This is a genomic window from Veronia nyctiphanis (assembly GCF_004116385.1).
GTDB classification, from domain to species: domain Bacteria; phylum Pseudomonadota; class Gammaproteobacteria; order Enterobacterales; family Vibrionaceae; genus Veronia; species Veronia nyctiphanis.
Map to the genome: position 1 here is coordinate 1 of NZ_PEIB01000048.1, position 21,721 is coordinate 21,721.

At 48.7% G+C, this 21,721-nt stretch carries 19 protein-coding genes, 1 tRNA gene and 3 pseudogenes; 12 read left to right on the forward strand and 11 right to left on the reverse strand.

The genetic code is table 11. The features are described 5' to 3' along the window. The first annotated feature begins 164 nt into the window (after window positions 1–164). The 6 genes from CS022_RS22915 (at window position 165) to CS022_RS22940 (ending at window position 4,192) form a co-directional block, all read left to right on the forward strand. Entirely contained in the window at window positions 165–710 is a 546-nt protein-coding gene (locus tag CS022_RS22915) for a hypothetical protein (RefSeq protein ID WP_129124208.1), read from the forward strand. 87 nt (window positions 711–797) lie between these two features. Next, window positions 798–1,040 (forward strand): helix-turn-helix transcriptional regulator, encoded by a 243-nt coding sequence (locus CS022_RS22920; protein ID WP_129124209.1) that lies wholly within the window; start codon window positions 798–800, stop codon window positions 1,038–1,040. Beyond that, window positions 1,033–1,290, forward strand: coding sequence for a hypothetical protein (locus tag CS022_RS22925; RefSeq protein WP_129124210.1), 258 nt, complete (start codon window positions 1,033–1,035; stop codon window positions 1,288–1,290). The genes CS022_RS22920 and CS022_RS22925 overlap by 8 nt, the downstream gene beginning before the upstream one ends. A gap of 45 nt (window positions 1,291–1,335) precedes the next feature. After that, window positions 1,336–2,817, forward strand: coding sequence for a replication endonuclease (locus CS022_RS22930; RefSeq protein ID WP_235869867.1), 1,482 nt, complete (start codon window positions 1,336–1,338; stop codon window positions 2,815–2,817). Between the two features lie 199 nt (window positions 2,818–3,016). Further along, window positions 3,017–3,787: a hypothetical protein gene (locus CS022_RS22935; RefSeq protein ID WP_129124212.1), complete on the forward strand. Its 771-nt coding sequence runs from the start codon at window positions 3,017–3,019 to the stop codon at window positions 3,785–3,787. Between the two features lie 129 nt (window positions 3,788–3,916). After that, window positions 3,917–4,192, forward strand: coding sequence for a hypothetical protein (locus tag CS022_RS22940; RefSeq protein WP_129124213.1), 276 nt, complete (start codon window positions 3,917–3,919; stop codon window positions 4,190–4,192). Between the two features lie 25 nt (window positions 4,193–4,217). Here CS022_RS22940 and CS022_RS22945 read toward each other — a convergent pair whose 3' ends face one another. The 6 genes and pseudogenes from CS022_RS22945 to rpsU all read right to left on the reverse strand — a co-directional run bounded on the left by CS022_RS22945 (window position 4,218) and on the right by rpsU (window position 9,403). Then, on the reverse strand, window positions 4,218–4,469 hold the full coding sequence (locus CS022_RS22945; protein WP_235869868.1) for a hypothetical protein: 252 nt from the start codon (window positions 4,467–4,469) through the stop codon (window positions 4,218–4,220). Window positions 4,470–4,697: 228 nt separating this feature from the next. Then, window positions 4,698–4,773: transfer RNA gene (locus CS022_RS22950), tRNA-Ile, on the reverse strand. A 154-nt stretch (window positions 4,774–4,927) separates the two neighbouring features. After that, a complete protein-coding gene (gene rpoD / locus CS022_RS22955) occupies window positions 4,928–6,760 on the reverse strand; it encodes an RNA polymerase sigma factor RpoD (RefSeq protein WP_129124214.1) in 1,833 nt (610 codons plus the stop codon). 94 nt (window positions 6,761–6,854) lie between these two features. Then, window positions 6,855–8,605: pseudogene (dnaG, locus tag CS022_RS22960) on the reverse strand (DNA primase). Window positions 8,606–8,719: 114 nt separating this feature from the next. Next, the gene (locus CS022_RS22965) at window positions 8,720–9,163 is read right to left on the reverse strand and encodes a GatB/YqeY domain-containing protein (RefSeq protein WP_129124215.1); all 444 of its coding nucleotides are present in this window, start codon (window positions 9,161–9,163) and stop codon (window positions 8,720–8,722) included. Between the two features lie 24 nt (window positions 9,164–9,187). Continuing rightward, the gene (rpsU, locus tag CS022_RS22970; protein WP_005301411.1) at window positions 9,188–9,403 is read right to left on the reverse strand and encodes a 30S ribosomal protein S21; all 216 of its coding nucleotides are present in this window, start codon (window positions 9,401–9,403) and stop codon (window positions 9,188–9,190) included. A 182-nt stretch (window positions 9,404–9,585) separates the two neighbouring features. Here rpsU and tsaD point away from each other — a divergent pair, with 182 nt between their 5' ends. Next, window positions 9,586–10,602 carry a tRNA (adenosine(37)-N6)-threonylcarbamoyltransferase complex transferase subunit TsaD gene (gene tsaD / locus CS022_RS22975; RefSeq protein ID WP_129124216.1) on the forward strand — a complete coding sequence of 339 codons (1,017 nt, stop codon included), beginning with the start codon at window positions 9,586–9,588 and terminating at the stop codon, window positions 10,600–10,602. A gap of 63 nt (window positions 10,603–10,665) precedes the next feature. On the opposite strand, the gene plsY is transcribed toward tsaD, so the two are convergent. Further along, window positions 10,666–11,283 (reverse strand): glycerol-3-phosphate 1-O-acyltransferase PlsY, encoded by a 618-nt coding sequence (gene plsY, locus CS022_RS22980; protein ID WP_129124217.1) that lies wholly within the window; start codon window positions 11,281–11,283, stop codon window positions 10,666–10,668. A gap of 183 nt (window positions 11,284–11,466) precedes the next feature. Here plsY and folB point away from each other — a divergent pair, with 183 nt between their 5' ends. The 3 genes and pseudogenes from folB to CS022_RS22995 all read left to right on the forward strand — a co-directional run bounded on the left by folB (window position 11,467) and on the right by CS022_RS22995 (window position 13,141). Next, complete coding sequence (folB, locus tag CS022_RS22985; RefSeq protein ID WP_201746376.1) at window positions 11,467–11,826, forward strand: bifunctional dihydroneopterin aldolase/7,8-dihydroneopterin epimerase; 360 nt, start codon at window positions 11,467–11,469, stop codon at window positions 11,824–11,826. Next, window positions 11,823–12,316: pseudogene (gene folK, locus CS022_RS22990) on the forward strand (2-amino-4-hydroxy-6-hydroxymethyldihydropteridine diphosphokinase). The gene folB and the pseudogene folK overlap by 4 nt, the downstream one beginning before the upstream one ends. Before the next feature lie 12 nt (window positions 12,317–12,328). Beyond that, entirely contained in the window at window positions 12,329–13,141 is an 813-nt protein-coding gene (locus CS022_RS22995; RefSeq protein ID WP_129124218.1) for an undecaprenyl-diphosphate phosphatase, read from the forward strand. Between the two features lie 45 nt (window positions 13,142–13,186). Here the strand turns inward: CS022_RS22995 and CS022_RS23000 are convergent, their stop codons facing one another. Continuing rightward, entirely contained in the window at window positions 13,187–14,410 is a 1,224-nt protein-coding gene (locus tag CS022_RS23000) for a multifunctional CCA addition/repair protein (RefSeq protein ID WP_129124219.1), read from the reverse strand. Window positions 14,411–14,567: 157 nt separating this feature from the next. Here CS022_RS23000 and CS022_RS23005 point away from each other — a divergent pair, with 157 nt between their 5' ends. Next, window positions 14,568–17,099 carry an AAA family ATPase gene (locus tag CS022_RS23005; protein WP_129124220.1) on the forward strand — a complete coding sequence of 844 codons (2,532 nt, stop codon included), beginning with the start codon at window positions 14,568–14,570 and terminating at the stop codon, window positions 17,097–17,099. A 62-nt stretch (window positions 17,100–17,161) separates the two neighbouring features. On the opposite strand, the gene CS022_RS23010 is transcribed toward CS022_RS23005, so the two are convergent. The 3 genes and pseudogenes from CS022_RS23010 to CS022_RS23020 all read right to left on the reverse strand — a co-directional run bounded on the left by CS022_RS23010 (window position 17,162) and on the right by CS022_RS23020 (window position 19,935). Continuing rightward, window positions 17,162–17,773 carry a TIGR04211 family SH3 domain-containing protein gene (locus tag CS022_RS23010; protein WP_129124221.1) on the reverse strand — a complete coding sequence of 204 codons (612 nt, stop codon included), beginning with the start codon at window positions 17,771–17,773 and terminating at the stop codon, window positions 17,162–17,164. A 183-nt stretch (window positions 17,774–17,956) separates the two neighbouring features. After that, a pseudogene (locus CS022_RS23015) lies at window positions 17,957–19,221 on the reverse strand (inorganic phosphate transporter). 33 nt (window positions 19,222–19,254) lie between these two features. Further along, window positions 19,255–19,935 (reverse strand): TIGR00153 family protein, encoded by a 681-nt coding sequence (locus CS022_RS23020; RefSeq protein ID WP_129124222.1) that lies wholly within the window; start codon window positions 19,933–19,935, stop codon window positions 19,255–19,257. A 199-nt stretch (window positions 19,936–20,134) separates the two neighbouring features. Between CS022_RS23020 and CS022_RS23025 the strand changes: the two genes are divergently transcribed. Further along, window positions 20,135–21,658: a CYTH and CHAD domain-containing protein gene (locus CS022_RS23025; protein WP_129124223.1), complete on the forward strand. Its 1,524-nt coding sequence runs from the start codon at window positions 20,135–20,137 to the stop codon at window positions 21,656–21,658. The last annotated feature ends 63 nt before the right edge of the window (window positions 21,659–21,721 follow it).

Below are 21,721 nucleotides of genomic sequence, written 5' to 3' on the forward strand. Positions count from 1 at the left end.
CTTTGGTGGAGACTTTACCACCTTAAATGGTGTCCGGGTTCATTAAACCACTACAGCCTGAGCTTTTGTCTAATTGGCGGAGTGTCTCAGTCGATTACCCTAAAGCAGGTTCGGAGCGCTTTAGTCGGGTTCGAACAATGCAAGATAGGCCTTTAGGCCCATTTGTGGCCTATACCGCCATCGGTGTTGATGCCGTTTACGGCCAAAAGGTCAGGCAATTGGCCGCGGCAGGGCCGGAAGAAATGAGAAAAGAGGGCGTCTCAGGCCTATTAGGTGCCTTTCTCGATACCGAGCAAGAATTGGCCGTTAAATCCATAGAGATTCGTTTTGACCAACTTAGATTTGATTTGGAATCCGTTGAAGAAGTCTTTGGCTTGGATGATGGTGAAAATGAGCCGATGGTTGCAAAGGATGCCTGTACAGCTAAACCGCCAACCACTGAACTTCAGAGTGAAGATATAGAGATTCACCCTATTAAGATCATCATCAGTCGTGTGTTGGAGAAAAAACCTCATATCTTGGCTAATAGGGTCTGGAACCTGATTAAAAATGACTTCAACAGTGAGACAAGAAAATATGACGTTGATGGAGTTATTAGCACTATGGATAGTGAAATAATTGAATGGTTTGGCCATGGTGACACCATCAAAGTCTTAAAATATAAGACCTTCAGAAACTACGTTTCAAATCTGAAAACAAAGAGAAATTAAAAAACGTCCCAGCTAGCGTCCCAGCCAGCGTCCCAAATGTTTTGGGACGCTTAATGTATCTCCTATCGAACAAGAGGAGATACCCAAATGCAAAATGCACTATCTGATAAACGTGTATACACAGAACAAGAAACGGCTACTTATATCGGTATGAGCCGTTCCTTCCTGCGACAGTCCCGCATGGAAGGCCACCGCCAAAACCGAACCGAAGCACCGCCCTTTATCAAAATTGGTCGCGCAGTTCGTTACCTGAAAGAAGACCTCGATAACTGGCTGGACAGTCACCGCAAGTACACCCAATTAACGTGTGAGGGAGGTTTCCATGCCTAACTACAGCCCTTACATCTGGAATATCATTAAAGACCTACAGGCAGGTCACCATTTCCAACTGTGTGCCGATTATCGGGTGAAAACTGCGGGTTATGTTGGCTCGTCTGGCTTCAGCCAGAAAATCAGTAATCGGGCTGTTTTACGGTTATTCCGTGACAAGGTGATCACCTACAAGGAGGTCTTGGTTTATGGCATCAAGTGGTATGTCTATGAGCTGACTGACAAGGGGAGGGCGCTTGATGTTGCCTAACTCTGGGTTGGACCTGTCAAAAGTCGACTGGATGATAAGGCGTTCGTGGAAGAGCGCCTTTCCCGTTTGCCAGCCAAAGCACAAAAGATTCTGTTAGGCCGTTATCTGGCTATCAGTAACAAACAAACCAGAAATATCTATCTGCGTGAACAGGTAGATAACTTGCTGGAAAAGCTGACTGTTTCACCTGAAAAGCTGAATCTCAATATTACTGAGGAAGAGTTAAACGAAGAAGCCGAAACGTTAGCTGAATCGACACTCGCTATTCGCCGAACGTTGGAAGGTGCCGATGGTGAAATTGATGATGCGTTGAACACTCTCTGTGAAAGCTACGGTATTCAGGCTCCAGACCCTGAGCAATACTCCCGAGTCGGACGGCTGGCCCGTTTATCTGATAAATCTTGGTGGCTGAGAAAGCTCAGAAAGGCTTTGAGAAAGAACATTGAGACGGCGTTGCGTCATCTCAATCAGGTTAACCGCCGCAAGGGAATCTATTGCTCAGATGAAACCCTGAGCGCCAGAGCATCGCAAAAGTATCATCAGGAGCAATACCTCTCTAACACCATAGTCACGAACCAGCATGGGCAGAGCTTTAGCTTACTAGAACTGTCGAAAAAGGGCGTATCTGACCCGAAGATCCGTAAAACGGAGCTGATGGTGCGAGCAAGGGGTTTTGAAGACTTAGCTAACGAGTTAGGCCATACCGCAACATTCCTCACCTTCACTTGTCCGTCAAAGTATCACCGAAGTTACGCGACAACAGGCGATGAAAACCCAAAGTGGGGCGGATACACCCCAGCAGAGGCGCAGGCCTACCTTAACGACATATGGAAACTGATTCGCGCCAGATTGCAGCGAGAAGACGTTCGTTTTTATGGTTTTCGTGTCGTAGAGCCACAACATGACGGCACCCCACACTGGCATTTACTGTTATTCGTTCAACCCAGCCACTACGACACCATGATCAGCGTTATGCGTGAATATGCCATGCGTGAAGATGCTGACGAGAACGGCGCAGAACAACACCGATTCACCGAAGTTAAGATTGACCCAAGCAAAGGTTCGGCAACGGGCTATATCGCTAAATACATCTCCAAGAATATAGATGGAGAAAACCTTGATTCAGGTGTCTACGGTGAAGACCCCAAATGCGCAGCGGCAAGGGTGGAAGCGTGGGCGGCCTGTTGGGGAATTCGTCAGTTTCAGCAACTCGGCGGTTGCTCTGTCACCGTATGGCGTGAATTACGCCGCCTAAAGGCCATGATGGGCGAAAGCCAGTTGTTGAAGGATATCTTTGAAGCAGCAGATAAAGGCTGCTGGAAGACTTTCACGGCGCTTATGGGCGGTGTTTTCTGTAAACGTACCGAGCAGGCTATCTCACCGCACTACGAATTGAGCGTTGATACCGCAACGGGCGTGGTGAAAACCTCAATGTATAGCGAAGAAGAGCTTATTAAAGTGCTCAAAGGCATCGCGTCCGGTGGGCAAACCATCATCACCCGACTCAACGAGTGGCATCTGTCCTAGGGACAGATGCGCTTTTACTTGGAGTTCTGTGAATAACTGTATTTTTAGCTAACAACAGGCAATGTTTATGAACTCCTTTAATAGGTGACTTCTAAACAGACGTTCTTTGTTTGAAGTGCGATGGAGATATGACCATGCAGATTTACAAAGCTAGTTTAGTCGCATATCGTGTTTCCGGTTGTTTCTCTCAGGGGCTTTCATGATTGGCATCGTTAGATCACATGACGTACAAGAAAAATATGGCTATATCCAATGTGTTGATAAAGATAGTAGTTACCGATTTAGCTTTGAAGATTGCACATCTTCACTCTTAGATATTATCGCTGATGGTATGTATGTTGAGTTCTCGGCACGTGCAGTAGAAGATGGTTATTCCGCTAAATCTGTAAAGATTGCAAATACATCGGCCTTTCAACTTGAAACCCCTTCAAAGCTATTGTTGAGTAAATCTCATCTAGTCGATGGCTGGCAAATCTTATCTGCCTCTCAATGGCAAGTTATCTCTTCTTCAAGTCATTCACCAGATGATGCAAAAGAGCTATTCCTTTCAATGTGCCAAAGCTTAGGTGCGACAGGAGTCCTAAACGTTGCTTATAGAAAGGCGGTGGGGAAGAACGGAAATTATAACTATACAATTCATCAATATTCGGGTGTTCCAGTATCACTGTTCCGGCGGAGTCCGAAAGGGACGCTCGGTCACGAGAGTTTAATTGATGTAAATTTGGTTGCCGGAGAAGCCAAAAGTAAATTAAAAAGAAAGACTAGGCATAGTTTGATACTAAAAGTTTTCTTTACGTTTCTTGGGTCTTTGGCTGGATTTGCGGTTGGCTCGGTGATTGGGTTCTTGGTAGCTCTATTTTTGTGCCTGAAATTTATTCCTTTTAATCGTCATGATGCGTGGTTGCAACCAATTGGCTTTGTCAGTGCTAGAAATAAATCTGATAATGCTAAAGCTTGGAATGGGTTATAACTGCTATACCTTGCTAATAAAGTAAGCTCAGTTTTTTAGATGGATGAGTACTTAACTGGCCTCAGAAAGATAAAGCAGAGTCATAACAACCTCCATTCGCTAAAGTAGCCACTCTTTAGCCTCTTTCTATTGCAATCAGTGGCAGCTGTCGCTAATCCTCCCTTCGCCATTTATAACGCAGTAATCACTATCACCATATTTATTCTGTATTGGCGTTTAGCAACGTCAGAATGCCCCCGTTGTGGAAAACGATTCTACAGCTTGCTCCAAATTACGATTGGGCGGATGCGTGTTGAAGAGGCTGTTGGCTCAGTGAAGTGTAGTCATTGTGATTTGAAAATGAGTGAGTTGCCAGAAGTAAAAAAAAATGAGATGGCATCTCATACCGATGAGTGGCGACAGTAACCAAAGTAGGGACAATCCAAAAACCTCAAAGTCCTGATAGCCAACCCCTAATCAGTGATAACACCGCTGGAACAAGAAACAGCCCACCAAAGAATGGTGCTAGCTTCTCTGATGTTTGCGCAAGACCTTCCCCTACCGCAGAGCCGTTTTCAAGCCAAGTTGGCGCGAGGTATGCGAGAATAACGTATACAAGCGCTGAGGAAATGATACTTACCCACCAAGGCGCACTGGTGAGCAAAACCAAAATATGATCGTTTCTTTTTGGTATGTCTGCCACTGTTCATCTTATGATTCAGGTAATTAATCACAGCGTGCGGATGCAGGGTAAATGGAAGTGCCGTCTATTCGATGTGGATTTTAGAAAACGATGAAACGGAGAGAGGGGCTCTTGAGCACTGCTATAACGGGCGTCTGTTATAGCAAAAATCTGCTACATATCTGCTACATAGACTTTAGAAAAGCAAAAGGCCTGAGTGGTTACTAACCGCTCAGGCCTTTCTGTATATGGTGGCCCCTCGCAGATTTGAACTGCGGACCAATCGATTATGAGTCGACTGCTCTAACCACTGAGCTAAGGGGCCGATGTAGGCCGTTGATTATAGGGGAAGGGGGTAGGGCTGTCTAGCGTCTGCAAGCGTCTATCGGTACGCTTTTTAAGCATTTAGACTATTCGACAGTAATAAAAAAGGCGGGGTGTGCCCGCCTTCTCATTTTTCGCGTTATTCTGGTCGGATTTTATTCGTCCAAGAAGCTGCGAAGAACCTCTGAACGGCTTGGGTGGCGCAGTTTACGAAGTGCTTTTGCTTCGATCTGACGAATACGCTCACGCGTTACGTCGAACTGTTTGCCTACTTCTTCAAGCGTGTGGTCAGTGTTCATGTCTATACCGAAACGCATACGCAGAACTTTCGCCTCACGCGGTGTCAGGCCAGCAAGTACTTCGCTGGTTGCCATGCGCAGGTTGTTCATGGTTGCTGAGTCCATTGGTAGCTCAAGCGTGTCATCCGGCAGGAAATCACCAATGTGCGAATCTTCATCATCACCAATTGGGGTTTCCATTGAGATTGGCTCTTTAGCAATCTTAAGGACTTTGCGGATCTTGTCTTCTGGCATCTGCATACGTTCTGCCAGTTCTTCAGGCAGTGGCTCGCGGCCCATTTCCTGAAGCATTTGGCGAGAAATACGGTTCAGCTTATTGATAGTTTCAATCATGTGAACCGGGATACGGATGGTACGCGCTTGGTCTGCGATTGAGCGTGTGATTGCCTGACGGATCCACCACGTTGCGTAGGTCGAGAATTTGTAACCACGACGGTATTCGAATTTGTCGACGGCTTTCATCAGACCGATGTTACCTTCCTGAATCAGGTCAAGGAACTGCAGACCACGGTTGGTGTATTTCTTGGCGATAGAAATAACCAGACGCAAGTTAGCTTCAACCATCTCTTTCTTCGCACGGCGTGCTTTCGCTTCACCGATTGACATACGACGGCTGATGTCTTTAACGCGCTCTACCGAAAGACCGGTTTCGTCTTCGATGTTTTTCAGTTTCAGTACGCAGCGGCGAAGGTCTTCTTCGTACTTAGCGACTCGCTCTGTGAATGGTTTGTCCATTGCCAGTGCAGCGTCAATCCAGTTGTTGCTAGATTCGTTGCCAGAGAAGAGTTGTACAAAGGTTTTCTTCGGCATTTTGGCTTGGTCAACACACATGCGCATAATTAAGCGCTCTTGTGTACGAACGCGATCCATGGTGCCACGCATTTCTTTAACCAGACGGTCAAACTGCTTCGGTACTAAACGGAACTGCTTGAAGACTTCTGACAGCTCAGCGATGGCTGTTGTGGTGTCTTCATGGAAGCGGCCGTGAGTATCGATAGCGGTCTGCATGGTTTCGTACGTGCGGCGAAGCTCGGTGAATTTCTCACGCGCCAGCTCCGGATCGATACCAGTATCTTCTTCGTCTTCATCGTCATCATCGTCTGAATCATCGTCTTCATCGTCGAGTTCAGTTTCGCTCAGTTCAGAGCCGATGTGTGTTGCAGTCGGTGCAACATCTTCTTCATTCGGGTCAATAAAGCCCGAGATGATGTCGGTCAGACGAAGCTCTTCTGCTTCTACTTTATCGAACTGGTCGAGAAGAGAAGAGATAGAACTTGGGTATTCAGCAACGGAAATTTGTACTTGGTTGATACCGTCTTCGATGCGTTTGGCGATGTCAATTTCGCCTTCGCGTGTCAGAAGTTCAACGGTACCCATTTCACGCATGTACATGCGAACTGGGTCTGTAGTGCGGCCAATTTCAGACTCTACACTGGAAAGAGCAGCTGCTGCAGCTTCGGCTGCATCTTCGTCTGCTACAGACTCAGACATCATGAGTTCATCGGCATCGGGAGCGGTTTCTACAACCTGGATCCCCATGTCGTTGATCATCTGGATGATGTCTTCTATCTGATCGGAATCGACAATGTCTTCCGGTAAGTGGTCGTTAACTTCTGCATAGGTCAGATAGCCTTGTTCCTTACCTTTGGCGACAAGCAACTTTAGCTGTGACTGCGGATTTTGATCCATAGACGGTATCCAACTTCGGGTCTGTAGTGAAGAATTTAGTATGCGGAAACGCAAACTTCCTATGTTACCAAATCACAAGAGTGCTGACTAGTTTCTAATCGGGACGGTTGAGGATTAACAACTGCAACTCCCGTTTTTCTTCGACTGATAAGCCAAGAATTTTCGACTTTGCTTGCAACTTAGCTATTTGTTTTTCGACACACTGGGCAAGTATTTTATCCAGCGAGTCTAGGAAGACATTTAATACAGTGTCTTCATCAATAATCGGTAGTTCCCAACTGGCGAGTGTGGCAAGCATTGCTGCCATGTCTGTCTCTCGCCAATTTTCTAAAATCTGACCCGTCGAGATATTGGGACGGGTTTTACATAATTCAAGTATCGAGACAAATAAATCTAACCCCGGAATGTCTGGCTCGGTCATCCCATCTAGTGGTGGTACGTGCTCAGCGTAATCTGGGTTTTGTATTAACAGAGATATCACAACACGCATTGGCGTCCGTTTTAACTCAGTCGATGGCCTTTTAACTTGTGTTTTTCCGTGCTTGCTGACCAGCTTTTCAAGCTGACTTTCGTCTGGCAGCCACAGTTTTTGCCCCAGCTGTTTTCGTAAGTATAGGCGCAAGGTGCCACCAGGTACTTTGTCGATGAGTGGAACTACGAGGGTACTGAGTTTCGCTTTCCCTTCGTCGCTGCTGACATCGACTTGTGTCATGAGGGTCGTAAACATAAATTCCGACAGCGTCATGGCACTTTCAAGACGGTTTTCGAAACCTTCTTTGCCTTCTTCACGCACACACGAATCCGGATCTTCGCCATCAGGCAGGAACATGAACTTCAGTTGTCTGCCATCGTTGAGGTGAGGCAGTGCTTGCTCCATGGCGCGCCATGCGGCGTCACGACCTGCTCGGTCTCCGTCGTAACAGCAGACGACGGTGGATGTCTGGCGGAACAGGGTTTGAATGTGCTCTGCGGTGGTCGATGTGCCTAGCGAGGCAACGGCATAGTCGACACCGAACTGAGCCAGTGCGACAACGTCCATATAGCCTTCCACGACCAGTAGTTTTTCTGGTTCGCGGTGGCTTTGCAGGGCTTCGTGCAGACCGTAAAGCTCACGGCCTTTATGGAATATTGGTGTTTCGGGCGAGTTGAGGTACTTCGGCGTACCATCACCGAGAACGCGACCACCAAAGGCTATCACTCTGCCGCGACGGTCTCTGATGGGGAACATGACCCGGCCACGAAAACGGTCGTAGCGGCGGCCATTGTCGTTCTCAATCAGCATTCCGGTGGTCACTAGTGCTTCTTGGCTGTCTTTTCCACTGCCAAAGCGGTTTTTGACTTGGTCCCATTCATCGGCCACGTAGCCAATACCGAATTGCTGAACGATTTCACCTGATAGACCACGGTTTTTCAAGTAATCGATAGCAACTTGCCCTTTGTTACCGCGCAATTCACTTTGGTAGAACTGGGCAATCTGCCCCATGGTTTGGTAAAGATCGCGCTTTTGGTCGCTACGGGTATAGGGGCCACGCGGACCTGAACCTTGTTCTCTGGGAACATCAAGGCCTAGCTGGCTTGCAAGCTCTTCAATAGCCTCAACAAAGTCGAGACGGTCATACTCCATAACAAAATCAATAGCATTGCCATGCACGCCGCAGCCGAAGCAGTGATAAAACTGTTTTTCTTGACTGACGGTGAACGAGGGGGTTTTTTCGTTATGGAATGGACAACAGGCACCAAAATTCTTGCCCTGTTTTTTGAGCTTTACTCTGGCATCGATAAGCTCGACGATATCAAGCCGAGTCAGAAGGTCATCAATGAAGCGCGCGGGATCTTGCCTGCCATAAGTTACGATCACCAACCTTTTGGTTGTGGGAAGGAAAAAAGTCTATCAATAAGATACGAACAAGCCGCGCATTCCGCAATGGATAGCACGGCTTGTTTGCAAGGTGGAGCAAATTATCCGAGGTTAGCTTTCACTAATTGGCTAATTTTGCCCATATCAGCGCGGCCCTGAACCTGTGGTTTCAGTACTGCCATGACTTTACCCATGTCTTGCATGGATGAAGCACCGGAGGACGCGACGGCCTCTTTTACCAGTGCTGTGACCTCTTCGTCAGTCAGTGGTTGTGGCATGAATTCTTCCAATACGGAGATTTCAGCCTGTTCCACGTCTGCGAGATCGTTACGGCCTGCCGACTGATATTGCGCAATAGAATCTCGGCGCTGTTTGACCATTTTAGTTAACACAGCGAGGATTTCGTCGTCGTTCAGTGTTTTCTGACCGTCGACTTCCAGCTGTTTAATTGCCGCCATAATCAGGCGGATGGTGCCAAGGCGAGGTTTGTCTTTCGCCTTCATTGCCGCTTTCTGTTCGTCTTTAAGACGTACAATCAGTTCCATGCGCAATCCTCTGACTAAATCGAATTAGTACAGACGAACGCGACGCGCGTTTTCGCGAGCCAGTTTCTTCAGGTGACGCTTAACTGCTGCTGCTTTAGCGCGTTTGCGAACTGTAGTTGGTTTCTCAAAGTGCTCGCGACGGCGAACTTCAGAAAGAATACCTGCTTTTTCACAAGAGCGCTTGAAGCGACGCAGAGCTACGTCGAATGGTTCGTTTTCACGTACTTTAATTACTGGCATGTGCCTTTCACCTCAGGGGTTGTTCAGTAATCGCTGGTGATAAAATGACCAGCCTTGATTAAAAATGGTGCGGAATTCTAATCCGAGACTGGGGGTCTTGTAAAGCATAACTGGTGAATTTGATTTCACCCATGTAATATTGCCGCCTATTTTTGATTTCAGGTTATTCACGCCGGGGTGTTATGCGAATTCTGGGCATCGAAACATCATGCGACGAGACAGGCGTTGCTATTTATGATGATGAAAATGGGCTGCTTGCGCATCAGTTGTACAGTCAGGTAAAAGTTCATGCCGATTATGGCGGTGTCGTGCCCGAACTGGCATCCCGTGATCATGTGAAAAAGACCATTCCATTGGTCAAAGCGACACTCAAAGAAGCCGGATTAACGCCAGCGGATTTAGACGGTGTGGCTTACACGGCTGGTCCAGGTCTGGTGGGAGCATTGTTGGTGGGTTCCACCATAGGTCGAAGCCTGGCTTACGCCTGGAATATCCCTGCTGTTGCTGTCCATCATATGGAAGGCCATTTGTTGGCTCCCATGCTGGAAGATAACTCGCCTCCTTTTCCTTTCGTGGCGCTGCTTGTTTCTGGCGGTCACACTCTATTGGTGGAAGTGAAAGGCATTGGTGAATACCAGATCCTTGGTGAATCGATTGATGATGCGGCCGGCGAAGCGTTTGATAAAACCGCTAAGCTAATGGGGCTGGATTATCCGGGCGGTCCATTGCTATCGCGTTTGGCAGAGAAAGGTGACTCAAGCCGTTTTACCTTCCCGCGCCCAATGACAGACAGACCGGGATTGGATTTCAGCTTCTCTGGCCTTAAGACGTTTGCCGCGAATACGATCAATGCTAACGGTAATGACGACCAGACTCGCGCTGATATCGCGCGCGCATTTGAAGATGCCGTGGTCGATACGCTGGCGATTAAATGCAAACGTGCCCTTAAACAATGTGGCATGAAGCGAATTGTTATTGCGGGCGGCGTCAGTGCTAACCGCCACCTGCGCGCCAAGCTGGAAGAGCTTGCTGACAACATTGGTGGTGAGGTGTATTACCCGCGCACTGAGTTTTGTACCGATAACGGTGCGATGATTGCCTATGCGGGTATGCAGCGTCTGAAAAACGGTGAAAGCATGGACTTGGGTGTAAAAGCCTTCCCACGTTGGCCTATCGATCAGCTTGAGCCTATCGGTTAAACGCCCGTAACACGAAAAGCTAAAAGGCCGCTATCAAGCGGCCTTTTCTGTATTTGTTGTTTTTTACTTGTCTTCATTTTCTGGCAAGGGTTTCCGTTTGTTCCAGATTTTAGGCTCTTCGCCGGCAATCAGTCGGCGTATGTTGGCCTGATGTCGCCACAAGATAAGGCAACACAGCATGGCAACAGGCATAGTGAATTGTGGTTTTATCAGCCATGTGAACAGAGGCGCGGCTAAAACGGCAGAAATGGCCGCGAGAGAAGAATACTGGGTGACGGCCACCACTAGCAGCCAACAAGCAATCAGCCCGCCCGCTAAGTCGAGTCCGATTGGCGCGATTGCACCCAACGCGGTCGCTACGCCTTTACCGCCTTTAAACTGAAAGAATATTGGGAACATGTGGCCAAGACAGGCTGCAACCGCGATTAAGCCAAGAAGAAAGGGGTTCGCTCCGAGGTAGTAGCTTAACCAGACTGGAATTGTCCCTTTCAGCATGTCACAAACCAACACCAGTAACGCCGCAAGGCGCCCACCGAGGCGCAAGACATTGGTCGCCCCCGGGTTACCTGAGCCTTCTGTTCGGGGATCTGGCAAGTTCAAAGCTCGGCAAACCAGAATCGCGCTCGATATTGAGCCCATCAGGTAAGCGGCAATAATCATGAACAGTGCAATCAGAGTCATGCGGGATCCCAATATTGATCTATCGCTAGAGTTTACGTGAGATAACTTGTTATAGTTCGGGCACCGTAACGCAGGTTCACTTTTTCGTCACGCATTAACCGCAAACTGGCGCAAATTATATCCTGACTTGGCAGATGTTACGCATTTTCCCTTTATTTAGGTATCCGACCTCTGACTTTTCTTATGAACATGGATTTAGTATTTATCGAACAGCTCGAAGTGATCACCACCATAGGGGTGTATGACTGGGAGCAGGAAATCAAACAGAAGCTGGTGTTTGATCTTGAGATGGCGCACGACAACCGTCCAGCAGCCAATAATGATGATGTGACACTTGCACTTGATTACGCAACGGTGAGCGAGGCAGTGATCGAGTTGGTGGCTAACGGCAGATTTAAGCTGGTAGAGCGTGTCGCTGAAGAAGTGGCTGCGTTAATCCAGACCCGCTTTGGTGTGCCGTGGATCCGGGTTAAAGTCAGCAAGCCGGGCGCTGTTGCTGAGGCTAGAGCAGTAGGTGTGGTGATTGAGAGAGGCGCGAAGTGACTCAGGTTTTGGTGAGCGTAGGTTCAAACATCGAAAGAGAGCACCATATCTCAGAAGGCATGGAGGCTTTGAAGGAGCTTGATGCGAATTGCCGCTTTTCGAGGATCTTTGAAGCAGAGCCTGTCGGGTTTACAGGGCCAAATTTTTATAATCTGGTCGCTGAAATTAATACTGAACTCTCATTACAAGAGACGGTCGAAGCATTGCGCGAGATTGAATCGCGTTGGGGCCGTGAGCGAGATGCGATTAAATTCAGGGACAGAACACTGGATATTGACCTTCTGACCTACGGTGATTTAACTCAGGCCTCGGTCCAACTTTGCCTCGAAAAGATGTCTATAAATTTGCTTTCACGCTTCTGCCGCTGGCGGAGCTGTGTCCGGAGCAACGCATTCCGGGCGACGATAAAACGTACTTGGAAGCGTGGCAGGCATTCAGTGATGAGCAGAAGTTGTGGCCAGTGTCTGATGTGACCTTTCTGAAAAAATAATCTGAGAAAATAATGAGTAATTACGAAGCCTTTATGCTGGCGCTGATTCAGGGCCTGACGGAGTTTTTGCCTGTCTCCAGCTCTGCGCACCTGATTTTGCCATCAGCCGTTCTAGGTTGGGCTGATCAGGGGCTGGCGTTTGATGTTGCCGTTCATGTCGGGACTTTGTTTGCTGTGATTGGATATTTCCGCAAAGAAGTAGTTCAAATGTTGAATGCCTTCTTTGGGTCGATATTCAAAAAAGACCGTTCTAATGATGCCAAACTGGCGTGGATGATTGTGCTGGCAACCATTCCTGCTGGCCTCTTTGGTCTTCTTGCAAAAGCGACGGATGTGATTGACCTGTACTTGCGTTCACCATGGGTAATTGCAGTGACCTGTATCGTGTTTGGTGCGTTGCTTTGGTGGGTCGACCGCCGTGCAACTTGTCAGGTCGGTGAATACGAAACCACGCCCAAGTCAGCATTGCTGATTGGCTTGGCGCAGGCGGCAGCCATTATTCCGGGTACCTCCCGCTCTGGTGCGACGATGACAGCTGCATTGTATCTTGGCTATACCCGTGAAGCGGCAGCGCGCTTTTCGTTTTTGATGTCGATTCCTATTATCGTACTGGCAGGTGGTTTGCTGGGTCTGGACCTGCTTGAAAGCAGCACACCTGTGATGTGGCAGCCAATTCTGATTGGCGTGCTGGTGTCTTTCGTCAGTGCTTACCTTGTTATTCACTGGTTCCTGAAACTGGTGACTCGCGTTGGTATGCTACCATTTGTGATTTACAGAATTCTGCTTGGCTTTGGTCTGGTGTTTTTCTTGTCTATGCATGGCTGAGTCATTTGCACTCACGAAAAAAAAGCTGCCCTTTGGCAGCTTTTTTTATCGGCTTTCGAGATAGCGTTTAACGGCCTCCACACGCTGTTGAGTCAGCTGCTCCCGAATCGCAGCGCCTTTAAACCCGGCAGCCACAATAGGTTTTACGTCGACTTTTTGTGCGGCTGAGAACGCCTGTTGCAGCCATTCGGCCTGCGGATATTCTCGCTCTTCAAATCCTTTTCGCCCCAAATGATCTGCTTTGCTGGCAAGCGCCAGTTGTTCTGCTCTTTCAGGCTTTCGCCAAAAATCATTGCGATCAAAGATTTTGACGTAAGTGCTGGCACGAAGCTCCCCAGCGTTATGCACATTGGTGTGCTCTGCACAAACTAACAGCGCGGCATCTCGGTATGGGTTAGGCACTTTGAGACGCTCGCAAAGTGCTCTGATAGGCTTGAGCCCCGTCATTGTGTGTTTGTGATGACTCGGCCACTCTTCTTTCGGGGTCAGCGCTTTACCTAAATCATGCAGTTGCGCGGCAAAACGGATCACCGGATCGTCGGTGAGCTGTGCGGCTTTTCTGGCTACCATGACATTGTGAACGCCAGTATCTATTTCCGGGTGCCATTTTTCCGGCTGTGGCACGCCATATAAAGCATCCAACTCCGGCAGTACGACTTTCAATGCCCCGCAATCGCGCAACACGGAAAGGAAGACATCAGGTCGCTCAGTCAGCAAGGCGCGCTCCCATTCTTTCCAGACTCGCTCTATAGTGAGTGATTCCAGCTCACCGCTGTCACTGATTTGCTGCATCAGCGCCACGGTTTCTTCTGCTACTGTGAAGCCCAGATTGGCAAACCGGGCGGCAAAGCGGGCAACACGCAACACACGGAGAGGATCTTCAACAAAGGCTGGAGAAACATGCCGGAGGATCTTTCGCTCAAGATCTTGTTGTCCGCCATGTGGATCGATCAAGTCACCGTTTTCAGCCTGTGCGATCGCGTTAACGGTCAGATCGCGGCGGATAAGATCGTCTTCCAGCGTCACCTCCGGGGTGAAATCACAGATAAAGCCCGTATAGCCCTGACCGGATTTGCGCTCTGTGCGAGCGAGGGCATGTTCCTCGTGGGTTTTGGGGTGCAGAAACACCGGGAAGTCAGCCCCGACCTGCTGATAGCCTGCCTCAACAAGGGTATTAATGTCTGCGCCGACGACGACCCAGTCTCTGTCTTTTACCTCAAGACCTAGAAGCTGATCGCGAACTGCACCGCCAACAAGATAGGTTCTCACTTTGTATTCCACTATTCTTAACTCATTACATTTATCTTAAACACCTACAGCGCAGAACTGAAACCTATTTGTTTCACAAGGCTCGCTGACTTTACAGCAGGTTTGCCGCACGATAGGGTGGCTGGCAAAAACGCGTATCAAGGAACTGACACCTGAGATGTATAACGATTTCTTTCTACTGAGCGAGTCGCCGTTTGCGATTGTGCCTAATCCTAAATTCTACTACCTCAGTGATCGCCATAAAGAAGCGTTAAAACATGTGCTGTCAGGCATTGCTGACGGTGGTGGTCTGGCCTTGCTATCGGGTGAAGTGGGCACGGGTAAAACCATGACCCTCAGGGCGCTGCGCGAACGGATGAGTGATGACAGTGAAGTTATTGAACTTCTCAACCCGTCGGTTTCTGTCCTTGAGATGATGCAAACGCTCTGCGATGAACTCACGCTGTCGCACGAACCGCAAGATGGCACTAAGAAACTGCATGATGCGATTGTTGCGCGCCTGAAAACCAATGATGCCAATAACATTCAGACAGTCCTCTTGGTGGATGAAGCGCAGCACCTGCTGCCGGACGTGCTTGAGCAATTAAGGCTGCTGACCAATATCGAAACCACAGAAAGAAAACTATTGAAAGTGATTTTGATTGGCCAGCCTGAGCTTCTTGATCTGCTGCGCCAGCCCGGGCTCAGGCAGCTCGCCCAGCGAATAACCGCACGTTATCATCTAATGCCTCTGGAAACGGAGGAAGTGAAAGAATATATCTCGCACCGTTTGTCTTGTGCGGGCGGGTTAGACCCGGTGTTCGAACCTGGCGCAATCAAAGTGATCGCCCGCGAGACGGGGGGAATTCCCCGCTTGATAAACCTCGCCTGTGATGCGGCAATGAAAAAAGCCTGCATGGCGAGGAGTTACCGTGTTGATGCCAAGCTGGCAACATTGGCCTGTAAAGAGGTCCTCCACTGGCAAGACACGGTCGAGAAACGAAGTCATGCCCGGTACTGGCCGTATTATGTGGGAACAGCCGCCAGTGCTGTTGTTCTGGGTTTTGCTCTGAAATCCCTTTTCGAATATTCGCCTCAGGACACGCAGCAAGCGACCAATGTGGCGGCACTACAGTCTGAGCAAAACAAAGGAATAGAACAACAATCTGATTTAGTCTCATCTAAGGTTGTATCGTCTGATTTGGTTGCGATAGTAAATCAACCTGCGGTGCCCGCGTCTTCGCCTGAACAGTCAGTGTCCGACCTTGCGCAGCAGCAGGCTTCGAGAGATGGAATAGAAACAGAACAAACAGCGGCGAATAATGAAACGCCTGCTTTTGTGGTGCTGACTGATGAGCCTGTCTCAATACCTGAGTTACCTTCTGAAGAAACGCTTATCAATGAGCCTGAGGAAACTGAGATCTCGGATGTTCTAGTCACGTCTGAGCAGGACGTTTTTGATGGCACAGATCCGATTGCGGAGTTTGATGCCTACCTAACCAGTGAGAATGATGACTTTGCGTTAGATAATGCACCTGCGATACCTGAGCTGACCATCTTCCAACAAGCGGAAGACCCTTCATTGGCGTTGAGAAGCCTCTACAAGGCCTGGGGGGTGGGTAGTGTTCCTTCGACAGGGAAGTGCTCAAAGTCAGTAAAAAGTGGCCACAGTTGCCTTTCATCAACATTCACACTCGAAACATTGACGACACTGAACCGCCCCGCTGTATTGACCATGAAGGAGAATGGCGCACGCTGGTATGCGCTTCTTGAGGGGCAAGACAATAACTTGGTGTCGCTTAATGTGGCGGGAGAGCGAGTCGTCCGAGATCGGGAGTGGCTTCGCAGGAATTGGACCGGCAAAGCTATGGTACTCTGGCGTCCGCCGTTTGGGTCTGCCCGGCAGATCAATTATGGTCAGCGTGGGGAGCGGGTGAAATGGTTGGTCAGCAATTTGGGTGATGACAAGCGACGACCCAGTGGTGAGGTATTTGATTACACCGTCTGGGAAAAAGTGCTTCAGTTCCAGAAAGACTATGGCCTGATAGTAGACGGTATTGCAGGCCCGAAAACCATGATGACCATCGCCAGTGTGAAAGAAGATATCGGGCCTAAATTGGCACAAAGTCGCATTGATCCGTCTGAGGTTGCGGAAACAGCAGCGATACCGCTAACCACGCCGCCATCGCGCAGCGAGCAGATTAATCGTTTGAAGGACGAACTGAACAATACCAATGACATTGATGCTTCTAAAAGCTTGAAAGAGAGGTTTGAACAGGCTGTCAGACAGACCGAGACGCTTGTCTCAACGCCATCAGAGGCGAAAAAGACTGACTCAGATGGGCTTAGTATTGATGACTTCGACCTGTCGTCACTGCCGCCTGATTTAGCGCAGAGAGTGCAATCAGCGATGACTCGTGACACAAGTCGTGCGCTGGATAACAAACTTAACCGAACCAAAGAGCAGTCTGGCGTTGTTCGAATTGGCGATTTACCGGCTGACGTGCAACGCCGCTTACCTAAGATGAATTTTCAACAACATGTTTATTCCTCAAAAGCGGATGGCCGTTGGATCAAAGTTAATGACCGCGAAGTGAGAGAGGGACAGAGACTGGAAGGGAGTGTCTTGCTCCGTGGTATTGAGTCTCAACAAGTGGTTGTTCAGTTTGAAGAGTGGCTGATTGCGATACCTGCGCTCACTGAATGGTAATAGCAACCTCATAAGCAAAAAAAGCTGCCAACAGGCAGCTTTTTTCATTCTTGGATACTTGTTTACGCCCAGCCGCGAGGGTGCTGTTTTTTCTTTGGGATCAGATGTGGCAGCACCAATCCGAAGAGCAGACCTATACCTGCAACAATGCCGCCATACATGAAGTAGCGCATCAGAAGGTCGTCTTTTTGCGTATCAATTTTCGCGCGAAGCTCGCGAATTTCAGATTCGGCATCAATCAGTTTCTGGTTAAGCGCACTGTTGCTTGATTGCAACTCTTTAAGCTGAGTAGAGCGTTGAGACAGTGATTCCACAAGGCCTTTCTGCTTGGTGTCTGCGTCTTGTTGTGCACTGTTGAGCGCCGCCTTGAGGGTTTTCAGTTCTTTTTCCATCGCCGGTAGTCTGACTTTGAGTCCCGGCTTATCAGAAATATATTTACCGCTGATCCATCCTTTGCGGCCGCGCGAGTCGATAACCTGCATGTAACCGTCTTGTTTTCCGTCAATCACAGTCACAGCTTCGCCAGCATCAACACTGCCAATGATGCGATATTTGGTGCCCGGACCGGAGTGCATGTAGGTGAAAAGGTCTTCAGAAATATACTGACTCTTCGCGAATGCACTGGGTGCAAGCAAAAGCATTACCAGAGCCAAGGCTGAAAAGAATTGCTTCACGGTTTTTTCCTTTGGTTAGGTCGTGAGAAAGATATCAGACAGATACTAAAAAATTTTGGATAGGCGTACAACAAAAGGGAGACATAAGCTCCCTTTTTTAGATCCGACGTCGGCCTTTAACTAGATTGATTCGACCTGCATCACTTTATAAAAGTTCAGTGTCGGGTCGAATTAAATTTCTGATTAATTAAAGATTGCTTCCATCAGGTAGAAGAAGATCACAGCCAGCAGTGCGCCAGCAGGTAGGGTTACAATCCATGACGCCACAATATTGCGCACAACACCGAGGTTTAGCGCTGCAATACCACGAGCGAAGCCTACGCCCAGTACCGCGCCAACCAGAGTTTGTGTGGTTGAGATAGGCAAACCCGTACCTGAGGCCAATACAACCGTTGAAGCTGTCGCCAGCTGTGCTGCAAAGCCGCGGCTCGGTGTCAGTTCAGTAATGCCTGAGCCAACCGTTGCCATGACTTTATGGCCCATGGTTGCAAGACCTACCACGATACCCACGCCACCCAGCGGCAATATCCACCATGCGATGGTGCTTTTCTCTGTGATAGAGCCCATGTGCTCGATGGTAGAGACGATGGCAGACAGCGGACCGATGGCATTAGCGACGTCGTTAGAGCCATGTGCGAAAGCCATCGCACATGCAGTAACAACCATCAGCAGGCTAAATACACGCTCTACACCTGCAAAGCCGTTGCTACCTGTCTCGTTCTCGTTTTTATACTTCTTATTGATGTACAGATAACCGAAGACCATTACGATGGAAGAAAATACAACAGAAGCGAAAACCGCTTCAGGCGTAGTCAGATGAAGACCGACGTGCTTGAGGCCTTTCTTGATGGTTACCATGGCGATAATGGCCGCCGTGATAAACATGTAGACTGGCACAAAGCGCTTGGCATTGATTAGCGGGTTGTCAGTATCAAATATCAGTTTCTGTGCACTGACGAAAATGAGGTAGGCGAAGAACCCTGAGATAAGCGGTGTGATGATCCAGCTACCCACAATGCCCTGAATCGAATCCCAGTCAACGGCGTCAGTACCGACGGAGACACAGGCAAAACCAATGATGGCACCAATAATTGAGTGGGTAGTAGAAACAGGCCAGCCCATATAGGAAGCCACCAGCAGCCAGGTACCTGCAGCAAGCAGCGCGGCCATCATGCCGTATACCAATACTTCGGGCTGATTGGTGTAATAAGAGGTTTCGATGATGCCTTTTCTGATGGTATCGGTGACTTCACCACCAGCCAGATAGGCGCCAGCAAATTCAAAGATCATGGCAATGATGATGGCTTGTTTCACTGTCAGTGCTTTCGAGCCAACTGACGTACCCATGCATTGGCGACATCGTTTGCACCGATACCAATTGCCATCATGAAACCAAAAGCTGCGGCTACTATCACCATGATAGTGCCGTAATTCGCCAGGATTTCCATTGTATTACCTTGTTATTTATCGTCTATGGATGACTAAGAACGAGATAGCATCAACTCAAGTCGGGAGCCGACACGTTGCGCTTGGTCAGCAATTGCACCGACCCATTCGAGGATTTTGTACAGAAAAATGACGTCAACAGGGTTGAACTGGTCTTCGATAGTCATCAGCTTCTGCCGCAGTTTGATTTGCATGTTGTCAGTATCGTCTTCAATGGTATCCAGCTGGTGGATCATTTCTTCAACAAGCGTGACTTCACGCCCTTTAAAGCCGGTTTCCAGCAACTCATCCAGTTCGTTGATAACGCGACGAGCCTGCTCGGCAGCGTCCAGACAACGTTGCACATAGGCGACAAAATCAGGATAGAGTGCGGAAGGCATTTGGAGTTTGCGGCCAATGACGCGGCCAGCGATGTCTTTTGACAGATTTGCCAGTTTGTCTTGCTGGGTCAGAAGATCCAGCATGTCCGTGCGGTCGACGGGCATAAACAAACCACGGGGCAGTTTGAGGCGTATTTCGCGCTTGAGAATATCTGCATCTTTCTCAATCTCTGAGATTTCTGCTCTCAGGGTTTCGGCTTTTTCCCAGTCTCCGTGCTCACACGCATCGAAGAAAGGGACAAGCAAAGAGCAGCAATCGTTCACACGACTCACATGACGCTGTAATGGTTTAATAGGACTTTTCGCAAAAAGACCAACAATTGTATTTACTGGCATAGCCGTATCTACCTGTTAACCTGGTACGCAGGTTAAATATTAAACGACAATTAAATGAGCGGCGAATGTTATCCTAATCACAAAAGCAATGAAACAGCTTTCTAATAACTTAATGCTCAAGAAAGGGAATTACGAATGGGTCTTGCCCGTAAACTAAATTGTCCATATCCTTGGTTTGCTATTGGTTATAGGTACCTGTATGGAAACTGAGATAGAACTTAAGTTTTTCGTCTCTCCCGATTTTTCACGTCACCTTCGGGACAAGATTGCTGATCTTAAGGTTTTGCAGCAAAGTCATCGAAATCTGGGCAATATTTATTACGACACGCCAGATCTTCAACTCCGCCACAACGACATTGGTATGCGTGTCAGACGCTATGACGATGTTTTTGTGCAGACGCTTAAAACGGCGGGCCGTGTTGTTGCGGGCCTTCACCAAAGACCGGAATACAATGCCGAGTTAACCGGGCCAACCCCGGATATCAGCCTGTTGCCTGCGGAAGTGTGGCCTGACTCTGTGAACGCAGAGTTGTTGGCATCGACACTGATTCCGCTATTCTCAACAGACTTTGAACGTCAGCAATGGCTGATTGCCATGCCTGACGGTAGTCAGATTGAGCTGGCTTATGATAACGGTCAGGTCAGCACTGAGCAGGGCGGGCTTGATCCTATTTGCGAAGTCGAAATAGAACTCAAATCGGGTCAGACAGGCGCGCTGTTTACGCTGGCCAGAGAGCTTGCCGATTTTGGAGGACTGCGACTCGGTAACCTCAGCAAAGCGGCGAGAGGATATCGGCTGTTCAGTGGCTATTATGGCGATGAGGTTAAGCCATTGTCTGTCGTCAGTTTGCAGTCAGAACAAACGACCGAGCAAGCGTTTATCACCATCCTCGAGCATGCACTTGAACACTGGCATTACCACGAACAAATTTATGTTGAGCGCCCTGAGATGCGCGCGCTACAACAGATTTGTCAGTCAGTGTCACTCATCCGCCAGACGCTGGTGCTCTACGGAGGGTTAATCCCGCGTCGTGCCAGTGCACTTCTTCGTCAGGAGCTGCAATGGCTCGAAGGTGAGCTGAGCTGGATTGATGAGGCGATGGCCATTGAACGCTTATTGGACGATAAAGGACACTTCCTCCGAAAGCTCAATAGCCAAAAAGTGTTGATGAAAGGCCTGCAAGAAAAGTATGACGCGTTACCTGAACGCAGCGAGTTACTTGAGCTGTTCCATTCATCCCGATACTGTAATCTTCTGCTTGATCTCAGTCGCTGGTTACTGACACAGGGCTGGCGTCCTTTCCTTGATGAGAAAGCCAGCGAAAAGCTCTCGGCGCCTGTCTCAGGTTTTGCTGAGAAGCTGCTCGGTCAGTCTTGGGAAGAGCTCCTTGAGGTGTTTGGTACGGCCAACGAATTTGACCGCTACGGCTACTACGACCAACTGTCGCGCCTTCAGAGAAACCTGCTGACTGGAATGTGTTTATCTTCGCTTTATGACGAAGAGAGCCGCCATCACTTCCGTCTGCCATGGCTGGACCTGTTGCAGGGAATGGAGGATCTTCAGCTGCTTGAGCCTGTTCGGGGGCTTGCGTCGGATATTGACGGTGATGAGGACGCAGCGCAGATTGAAAAATGGCTTCGCCGTAAAGAAGAGTCCTTACTTCATGCAATGCAACAAAGCCGTTATATCGGAGTTGGGTTAACACCTTATTGGTATAACTAACCGATATTAATCGCCCCTTTGCCTGCGATATAGAGCCGACACGTGGAGTGTCGGCTTTTTTAT